Genomic DNA, 9,210 nt, shown 5'->3' on the forward strand with positions numbered 1-9,210 from the left:
AGACTGGCGTGGTACGGGTCGCGCGTATTTTCGGCGTACAGCTTCCAGTTGCCGGCCACGTACTGGCGCTGGTCACCCAGCACCTTGATCGGCCGGCGCATGATGCGGTCAATGGCCTGGCGCGGCATCGGCCCCAAATAGTCCTGCAGTGCCTCGACCGTGTCCGAGAAAGTCGCGAACACCAGCCCGGCATGGGCGTCGACACGCAGCTTCTGCAGGCCGTGCTGCTTCATGTCGAAGTCGGCCGGCATGCCACCTTGACCGTTCAGGCCACGCCGGAAAGGCACGCCGATCAGGTTGCCCTTCAGGTCGTAGGCCCACTGGTGGTAGACGCATAGGTGGTTTTGCACATTGCCGCGCAGCTCGCGGCAAATGGCGGCACCACGGTGCGCGCAGCGGTTGACGTAGGCGTAGATGGAGCCGTCCTCGGCGCGGCTGACCACTACCGGGGTGTCGCCGACGAACGTCGCCTTGTAATCGCCGGCATTGGGGATCTCGGCCTCCAACGCGACGAACGACCAGTGGTCGCCGCGAAAAATGCGCTGCTGTTCCAGCTCATAGACGGCCGGATCGGTAAACACGCCGTAGGGGACGCGGCTGCCGCCGGCCACCGGCCAGCGCAGATGGCTCAGGGCGGGTTCGCGGATGGCATTCATTGGGGGAGTCTCCGTACAGCGGCCGGCATGCACCCGGCCAGGCCACGTCAAAGCGGCGTTACGAGCAGATTGGGGATGCGATAGGTGTCGAACACGACCACCTTGCTCTTGAAGCGCAGACCGTCCGCCGTGGCCACCATGCGGTCCAGGTACTTGCCGGCGTTGAAGACGTGAGTGTCGCCTTCCACCAGGGTCTGCAGCACCACGTAGTTGCTCTGCACGAGCAGTTCGCCGCGCTCGACGCCCTTCACGTTGACGTTACTGAGCACGTGCCGGTAATAGTGCTTGGCGTAGATATTGGCGTGGCGCAACGCCACTACTCGATCCTGCAACATGCCACGACTGTCGCAGTACATGGCGCTCGTACTGAGGCCGCGGTCGGCGTTCTCACGGGAAATCACCTGATAGAGGCAATCCGGCGTGAACAAGTCCGGCCACTGCTCCAGCCGATCATCATCGATGCACTCGACGTAGTCGGCGAGTAACTTGCTGGCCTGGTAGTGCAACTCCAGCGCGGAAAGGGCGGAAAGATCGGTCATCAAATGGCCCTGCTGTACCAGGATGACCGCTCAGGCGGCGGGCCGCTCGATGCATACGTCGTCGCCGACCACATGAACCTTGTAGGTCTGCAGCGGCACCACGCAAGGGAACGCAGTCGGCTCGCCAGTACGGATGTTGAAACGGCCGCCGTGGAACGGGCATTCCACCTCGTCGCCCTCGACATAGCCATCCGTCATCCAGGCCATGCCGTGGGTGCACATGTTGTTCGAGACGTAGAACTCGCCGTCCAGGTTGTATACCGCCAGTGCCGGCAGGCCCTCGACATCCACCGCCAGCGCCTGTCCCGGCGCCACGTCCTGCGTCTTGCACAGCTTGATCAGATCAGACATGTCTTCCCCATAACGTAACCGGCGGCAGGCGCACACCGCCCGCCGCGCATATCGTCAGGCCGCCGCCGGCTTCACAGCCGCGTGCGACGCGCCGTTTCCAAACACGAACGCCGGCCGGAACACGTAGATCATGGCCGGGATCAGCAGCAACGAGGTCACCGCCGACACCGACAGCCACAGCGCCATCAACAGACCCATTTCGGCCTGGAACTTGAGCGACGACGCATACCACACCAGCACGGCGGCGATCATGGTACCGCCGGTGATCAGCACGCCCCGCCCCGCCGTCAGCAGCGAGCCACGGATCGAGGCCATCACGTCGCCGGTTTCCTCGAAGCGCTCTTTGACACCGTCGACGACGTAGAAAGCATAGTCTACGCCCAAGCCGATGCCCAGCGCAGCCACCGGCAGCGTGTTGATGTTCATGCCGATCCCCTTCCAGGCCATGAAGGCGAAGGTGATGGTGTTGGACATCACCACCAGCGGCATATAGAACAGGCCCGCCACGGTCGAGCGGTAGGCAATCGCCGACAGGACGAACAGGGTGAGCAGGGCGAGCGCGATACTCTCGACCTGTCGCGCGAACACCTCCTCGTTGACCGCCGCCAGCACGCCCACCAGGCCGCCGGCCAGCTTGTACTGGGAGTTGCCCGGCAGCGGATGGTTGTCGATGTACTCCTCGATACGCGACACGGCGGTGCGGATCGTATCGCCCTTGTGGTCGCGGAAGAACATGGTCACCGCACCGTCCTTGAAATCGGTATCCACGAAGCGGTCCATGTCACCCGGGTCGGCGCCCTGCATGTACATGAACAGCAGCTCGCCGTTGATGTCGGCGGTGGGGCCGAGCTCCTCGAAGCGGCGGTTGCCTTCGTGCAGGTTGGCGTTGACCGGGCCGATCAGGTCCACCACCGACACCGTGCCGCCGATCTGCGGCTGCGTCTCGAGATAGCGCTGGAAGTTGTCGATGTTGGTCAGCAGCTCGGGCTCCTTCATCGCGTTCGGCCCCTCGCCATCCACCACCACGAACATCTGGTCGCTGCCTTGGAAGGTGTCGTTGATGGCTTTGGCATCGACATTGTAGGGATGGTCCGGCCACAGCAGCGGCGTACCCGGCAGGGCATCGCCCACCGTCACGCGCGTGGCGTAGTAGCCGGAGCCGAGCAGGACCAGCAGGCCGATCACCACCACCGCAACCGAGCGGCGGCCCAGCACCAACGCGCCACACAAGTTCAGCAACGGGCGTAGCAGCCAACGGTTGGTGTCGACCGGAAACGCCGTCGCGTGGGGCTTGGTCACCCAGGACAGCAGGGTCGGCACCAGCACCATCGCCGAGACGGCGATGGTGCCCAGCCAGACCGCGCCCACGAAAGCGGTTTTCTGGAGCAGCGGCATCGGCATGGCCGCCACGATGGCCACGGCCACCGCGTCCACTACCACGCCCAGCATGCCCGGACGGAACAGCGCCACCAGCGCCTTGGCAGCCGCATCGCGCGGCGCATAACCGCGCTCCAGCTCGTCGTCGAACGCCGCCAACATCTGCACCGCGTGCGAAATGGCCCGCGCCGTCACCAAAAACGCCACCACGATGATCAGCGGATCGAAGTTGACCTTGAACAGGCTGGCGATACCGAGCGCCCACAGGGCACTGACCACCCCCGCCAGCATCGGCAGCAGCACACCACGCCAGGTGCGAACCGTCACGAACAGCAGCGCCGCCATGATGGCGATGGTGAGCAGGAACAGGTGGAACGTTTCGGGTAGGAAGTGCACCACCCAACCGGTCAGCAGCGGCTCGCCGACGACCCGCACGCGCACGCCATCGCCGTTGTATTTCTCGGCGATGTGCATGATGCCGTCGTACAGTTTTTCGTAGTCGATCAGCCGGTCGATGAAGTCGGCCGTCACCAGCGCCGAGCGCAGATCCGGCGATACATAGCGGCCATAGACCAACGGATTGGCCAACACCTGCTCGCGCAGCGAATCGATCTCCTGCTGATTCTTGGGCAGCTCCGGCCACATCATGGGCTTGGTTTCGATGCCCTCGGTGGACGAGTTGATGGATCGCAGCTTGCGCGACGCCAGCGAAACCACCTGGAACTGATTGATCGCCGGCACCAGATACAGGTCGTCGGTGATCTGCTTGATGCGCTGCAGAACCTTGGGCTGGAAGATGTCGCCCTGCTCGGCCTCGACCATGATCGAAACGATGTTCGGCCCACCGAAACGCTCGTTGTATTTGTCGTTGATCTCGATAAAGGGGTGACCCTTCGGCAGCAAATCGTGAAAGATCGTCCTGATCTCCACATGCGCCGCGAAATAACCGAAGACCACGGTGAGGGCCAAAATGAGCGCAGTCACGACGTTGCGATGCACGACACAGAATGCCGCGAACCGTTCGACCCGACTAACCTGTTGCATGACCTGATCCCTGCTCGAAAACTGCAATTGCGTTCAAGATCGCCGCGCAGCGGGCGTCAATGGTGCAAGCGCGGGCCGAACAATTGCCACCGCCCGGCCTCCCAGCGCCCCACATTCAATCCGACGGCAACCACGCCGTTACCATGCCGCGCCAGCGCGATGCGCCAGGCGAAATCCTGATCATTGAGCCGACCCACTTCCCAGTGACTGGCATCGGCATCGCCGCTGAGCACGACACCCTTGTCGCCGACGGCGACCCAGCGCGCCCCGGTCCATACCACGTCGAACAAGTGGCGGTCGAGACCTTCGACCGGAGCCTGCCGCCAACTGGCGCCTGCATCATCGGTGGCCAGCACCGTACCGCTGAGACCCACCGCCAAGCCGTGCTGGGCGTCACGGAACACAATCGACATCAGGCTAGGCGCCACGTTCGTTTCCCGCGCCTGCCAGGTGAGGCCATCGTCAGCGCTGCATGCCAGGCGGCCGAACTCGCCCACCACACACACAGTGCCGTCGCCGTTGAATGCGATGTCGTTCCAGGCCACGTCGTCGTCGACCTGCGTCACCCGCTGCCAGGTCTTGCCGAAATCGGACGAGCGCATGATGACGTTGATTTCCGACACCGCCCAGGCGCGGCCCTGCGGGTCCAGGCGCACGCGCAGCACCTTGCCGCTTCCCATATCCGATACCGGCAAGCTCACCGGCTGCCAGGTCTTGCCACCATCGCCGGTGATCAAGCCCTTGCCCTCGTTGGCGACCACCACTGCCCGGTCGGCGTCCCAGGCAGCGATGGACTGGAAATTGGTGTGCAGGCCGGTCTGTTGACGGAACCAAGTCTTGCCGCCGTCGTCGCTGCGGATGATCTTGCCGTCCTTGCCGACGGCCCACAGCACGTCTCCCAATGCCACCACACCCAAGAAACGATCTCGCCTCTCGATGACCGGCGGCTCGATTACCGCCCGCGGCACCTCCAGCCGCACCCGTGACAACGCCGCCAGCGCCACCACCACCAACACGGGCGACAACACCGCCCAAACCCTCGAGGTCATCGACCGCTGCGCCATTTCCATAGGCCTCGTCAAAAAACCAGAGCCAACCGGCACCCGCGCATTCCGGTGCGGATACCGCGAAAAAAAAGCCGCCGATTTGAGTGCGGCGGCCTTCGCTGATAACGCCCGGGCCGGCCGGTTCCGCCGGCCCGGGCCAAAAGCTTACTCCAACATGCGCGGCAGCGCTTCGGGCGCGTAGTCGGCGGCCTTGGCGTCCGGCGGATTGTGGTGGAAACCGGACGAGTAACCGAATGCCGTGGCGTGCAGACGCTGCACGTCGACCAGCAGCACACCGCTCACCGTCGGCCCGGTGCGGCCGTCGTCCCACTTCCAGTCCTTATAAGTGATGGACTCGGTATGCCAGTGCTCGCCCTTGCGGTCGTAGTGGTCCTGCCAGTACATCTTGGGGGCGCCCACAGTGGCGCCGAGGAACATGTGCCGCCGACTGACCAGGTGGTTGTTCTTGGGCGTGCCCTCCAGTTCCCAGACCTCGCTGACCTCATAGGCGTCAGCCTGGAAGTTCCAGTGCGGCGGCTCGTCGAGGCGCATGAACGGGTACTTGGCCTTGCCGCTGGCCTTTTCGTCGAGCGCTGGCAGGATGGAATGATTGACTCCCAGGCCCTGGCGCTTGCCGAGCAACTTCCAACCCTCGTACCAGGTCGGGTCCAGATTCAGACCGAACGTGTCGTCGAACAACAGGTCCGTTCCCTGCACCGGATCGGCCCAGGCGCCGCTCGACAGGCGGCGCACGCGCCGCAGGCTCTTCACGTAGGCATACACGTCCGGCAGCCGGCCATCGGCGTAGTTGACGGTCAACAGACCAAGACCGCGCGTATCGTTCGGATAGACGTTGATCAGCGCCTCGTACTTGGCGATGTTTTTGTCCAGCACGTATGGCTCGCTGAGGCGTCCGGACATCAAGAACCGCCGATACACCCAGCCCTGCTCTTTCTCGAGGCCTTTCTTGCCGTCGATGATCAGAAAGTTGACTGGCTGCAAATTGAGCGCATCGCCGAGCCAGCCGACGCGCAAGGCATTGTAAACCAGCTTGTAGCCGGCATCCGGATCGGCCGGGTCGAGGTCAGGAAACGGCACACCGGTGGTGTAGTTGACCAGGTGCTTGCCGGCATCGAGGCTCGCCTGACCCTTGTACTTTTCGGTCAATTCGAGCAGCCCGGACGCCATTGCGGCCGGCTTGGCCTTGACCAGCTTCATCTGCCAGCCAAATTCGCGGATCATCTTCTCCTGTTGGCCCACCAGCAGGCTGCGGATCGGCTTGCCTTCAAGGGTCTTGTCGAGTAATCCGTCAATGGTTGCCGCGCTCAGCAGCGTGCCTTCGGGCACTTCTTCCGCCGGCGCCGGCCCGGCCACGGCCAGACCAGCCATCAAACCGCTGACCGCCAGCAGGCGGGACAAATCTATCTTCAACATCCTGTAGATCCTCACTCCGATTGATGTCATCGTCGCTTCGGCCGCCGGCAGCTGCCGGCGGCCGAAAACTTACTGCCCGAAGGCCCTCCAGTTTTCTTTAGAACTGGTAGGTAATGCGCGCCACCAGCTGGTCGCGGTTCGACAGCGTGCCGAGCAGGCGCGCGTCGTTGCGGTCACTGCCGGTCATGCCGAGATTGGTGGTCTCGGTATGGGCCGGGAAGAACAGGTCGGCTTCCAAGCGTACCCGCCAGTGGTCACCGTACTGCAGGTCCAGCGACGGAATGACGAACGAGTCGAAGCTGCCCAGGTCCACACCCACGGCAATGCCCGGCGTCACGGTGTCGTACTTGTACGGGAACGTGAAGGCGTTGGTGAGGATGGTCTGGTGCTCGCGCCGCGCAGCACCGAAGCCGAAGCTCTCGACGATGTCGTCGTCACGGTCGTAGTTCATCACCCAGGTGTCGAACAGCTGCGCGGTCCAGAACGCCGGCCGCGAGGTGCCCAACGCGTTCATGGTCCAGTTGAGGTTCTTGTCCACACCCAGCATGATCTTCAGGGTGTCCTTCTCGACGATGTCGGCCAGGCCCGGCACCGACAGGCTGGCGCCCACCGGCGCTCCACCCGAAGTGACGCCGCCTGCACCCGGCCGGTAGCCACTGGCCGGGTTATGCGGGTCGTTCAGCAGCGTGATTCCGGGGAAAAATGGCAAGCCGCCACTGTTGGCGCTGACCCCGCTCAAGAACGAGAACAGATCGACGTAGGTGTCGGTGCCGGTGTTGTACGGCTTGTTGGGCGTGAACGCCAGCTCGCCGCGCAGCACCGAGTCCAGCAGGCCGGAGTAGGCGTTGAAGGTGAAGCCGTAGGTTTCGATCTTCGGGAAAATCAGCTCGGTGAGGCGGTAGTTGCCACCCTCCCACTGGCCGAAGTTGGTGGTGCCACCCAGTAGCGGGTTGCGCACCACCAGACCGTCGGTGCTCAGGCCGCGGTAGTAGGCGAACGAGTACCCCACCTGCTTGAAGGTGCCCGACCAGCGGAAGCCGTAGTTGGGATCGTCCTCGTCGGCGCCGTTGTGGTGGTAATTGTAGGGACCGATCAGCGAGCTGGTCACGCCCGCGCCCGCCCAGGGCACCGGTGCCCAGCGGCCGCCATTGATGGGGCCCGAGTCGCCGATGTCGTCGCCGGCATCCCAGCCCGGCCGGTAGATCAGCTGCAGCGAGCCCGCCAACTCCGGCACGTCGATGGTGACGTTGCCCAGGATCAGCGGCTTGCGCAGCTCCTCGTTTTCGAGCTCGAGGAAGGAACGCCAGCGCAGGTCGTAGCCGTGGATGATGTCCATGGCGCGGAAGAAGTCCGTCTCGCCCCACACCACCTGCTGCTTGCCAAGCTTGAAGTGCATGCGATCGGTGACGTTGAACGTCACGTACATCTCGCGCAACTCCGTGGAGTCGTAGTCCTCCAGGAGCAGGTCATCCTGCGTGCCAGCGCCCAGGCCCGGGTGGTCGGCCGGAAAACAGGTCACCACGGCACACGGCAGGCCGGCGCCGGTCAACAGGGCATTCATGTTCGCCCCGTTGAAAGCTCCGGCGTTGGCGAACACGCCCTGATCGATCAGGCTCGGGATGGCTGGCCCCGGCACGCCCAGGTAACCGCCGATGATCCCGGCACCACCCGCCCCCAGCGTCACATAGGCCGGCGTTTTTTTGCTGGCGTTCTGCAGGCCGCGCTCGTAGCTGGTGCGCGTCTCGCGCGCGATGCGGCCGACGCCGGCGATCTGGAATGGCCCAAAATCTGCCGAGGCTTCCAGCTTGCCGCTGTGGCGCCACATGGACAGCTCACCCTGGCCGCCGAAGTTGTCGCCGATCGACGTCAGCCCCAGCGGGTCCGGCGAGCCCTTGGGCTCGAACTCGTTGCTGTCCTGCAGGTTCATCGACAGGTGCTCGCGGATGTAACCGGAGTACTCGAACTCCACCGCCCGGGCCATGCCCGGCGCCAGCACGGCGGATCCGAGCAGGGCGATCACACCGGCCGGCAGGGTCGCACGGACCCACTTCATGTGTTGCGCTTGCATTTGGGTTGTCCCTCCCGAAAGTCGAGTCATGGCGGGCGCCTGCTGGCGCCAGTCGCTCCCCCTCAATGCCGCCGGTTCGGCGGCCTCCCCATGCACCCGCAAACCACGGGCGCATGGAAACTTGCGCTCGATCAGACCATGCGCAGCACGGGCTTGAGCGTGCTGCCGGCCTCGGAATCCGCGGCCGCCTGGTTGATCTGGTCGAGGCTGTAGAACTTGATCAGCTTGTCGAACGGAAACCGGCCCTGCTTGTACAGCTCGATCAGACGCGGGATGAACACGTCCGAGTTGCTGTCGCCCTCGATGATGCCGCGCAGGGTGCGGTTAAACAGCATGAAGTTGACGTCGATGCTGACCGTGGTGCCCATGGCCGGTGCGCCGACGATGCCACCGACGCCGCCCATGCCTAGGCTGAACACCGCCCCTTCCAGCACCTTGGGGTTACCGGTGGTCTCCAGCATGTAGGGCACGCCACGGCCGCCGGTGATTTTTTGAATTTCTTCCACCGGGTTGCACTGCATGCCGTTGATAACGTGCGTGGCGCCGAGCTGCTTGGCCAGCTCGAGGCGGTTGTCCTTGATGTCGACGCAGATGATGGTGGTGCAGTTGGCCACCACCGCGCCCATGACGGCGCTCAGGCCCACGGCACCGGCACCAAAAATGGCGATGGCGCTGCCGGCCGGTGGATCGAGCGC

At 64.1% G+C, this 9,210-nt stretch carries 8 protein-coding genes; all 8 read right to left on the reverse strand.

The window, feature by feature from the left end; all coding sequences use genetic code 11:
- Nucleotides 1–656: Rieske 2Fe-2S domain-containing protein (locus tag PHC73_RS07825; RefSeq protein WP_300126470.1), on the reverse strand; the 656-nt coding region annotated here is incomplete at its 3' end.
- A gap of 47 nt (nt 657–703) precedes the next feature.
- A complete protein-coding gene (locus PHC73_RS07830; RefSeq protein WP_300126472.1) occupies nt 704–1,195 on the reverse strand; it encodes an aromatic-ring-hydroxylating dioxygenase subunit beta in 492 nt (163 codons plus the stop codon).
- Between the two features lie 30 nt (nt 1,196–1,225).
- Nucleotides 1,226–1,546, reverse strand: a complete 321-nt coding sequence (locus PHC73_RS07835; RefSeq protein WP_300126474.1) for a non-heme iron oxygenase ferredoxin subunit — start codon at nt 1,544–1,546, stop codon at nt 1,226–1,228.
- 54 nt (nt 1,547–1,600) lie between these two features.
- Nucleotides 1,601–3,922, reverse strand: a complete 2,322-nt coding sequence (locus tag PHC73_RS07840; protein WP_300126476.1) for an efflux RND transporter permease subunit — start codon at nt 3,920–3,922, stop codon at nt 1,601–1,603.
- A gap of 101 nt (nt 3,923–4,023) precedes the next feature.
- A complete protein-coding gene (locus PHC73_RS07845; RefSeq protein WP_300126478.1) occupies nt 4,024–4,983 on the reverse strand; it encodes a YCF48-related protein in 960 nt (319 codons plus the stop codon).
- Nucleotides 4,984–5,178: 195 nt separating this feature from the next.
- Nucleotides 5,179–6,447 carry a DUF1329 domain-containing protein gene (locus PHC73_RS07850; protein WP_300126480.1) on the reverse strand — a complete coding sequence of 423 codons (1,269 nt, stop codon included), beginning with the start codon at nt 6,445–6,447 and terminating at the stop codon, nt 5,179–5,181.
- 97 nt (nt 6,448–6,544) lie between these two features.
- Nucleotides 6,545–8,500 (reverse strand): DUF1302 family protein, encoded by a 1,956-nt coding sequence (locus PHC73_RS07855; RefSeq protein WP_300126482.1) that lies wholly within the window; start codon nt 8,498–8,500, stop codon nt 6,545–6,547.
- Between the two features lie 146 nt (nt 8,501–8,646).
- A partial coding sequence (locus PHC73_RS07860) for a zinc-binding dehydrogenase (protein ID WP_300126484.1) occupies nt 8,647–9,210 on the reverse strand: 564 nt, incomplete at its 5' end.

Origin of the sequence: Immundisolibacter sp., from assembly GCF_028696615.1 — a bacterium.
Taxonomy (GTDB): Bacteria; Pseudomonadota; Gammaproteobacteria; order Immundisolibacterales; family Immundisolibacteraceae; genus Immundisolibacter.

What these genes read in the sequence shown, in the direction of transcription:
- PHC73_RS07850 (WP_300126480.1), bottom strand. Translation starts at nt 6,447, where the DNA reads ATGTTGAAGATAGATTTGTCCCGCCTGCTGGCGGTCAGCGGTTTGATG.
- PHC73_RS07830 (WP_300126472.1), bottom strand. Translation starts at nt 1,195, where the DNA reads ATGACCGATCTTTCCGCCCTTTCCGCGCTGGAGTTGCACTACCAGGCC.
- PHC73_RS07855 (WP_300126482.1), bottom strand. Translation starts at nt 8,500, where the DNA reads ATGAAGTGGGTCCGTGCGACCCTGCCGGCCGGTGTGATCGCCCTGCTC.
- PHC73_RS07835 (WP_300126474.1), bottom strand. Translation starts at nt 1,546, where the DNA reads ATGTCTGATCTGATCAAGCTGTGCAAGACGCAGGACGTGGCGCCGGGA.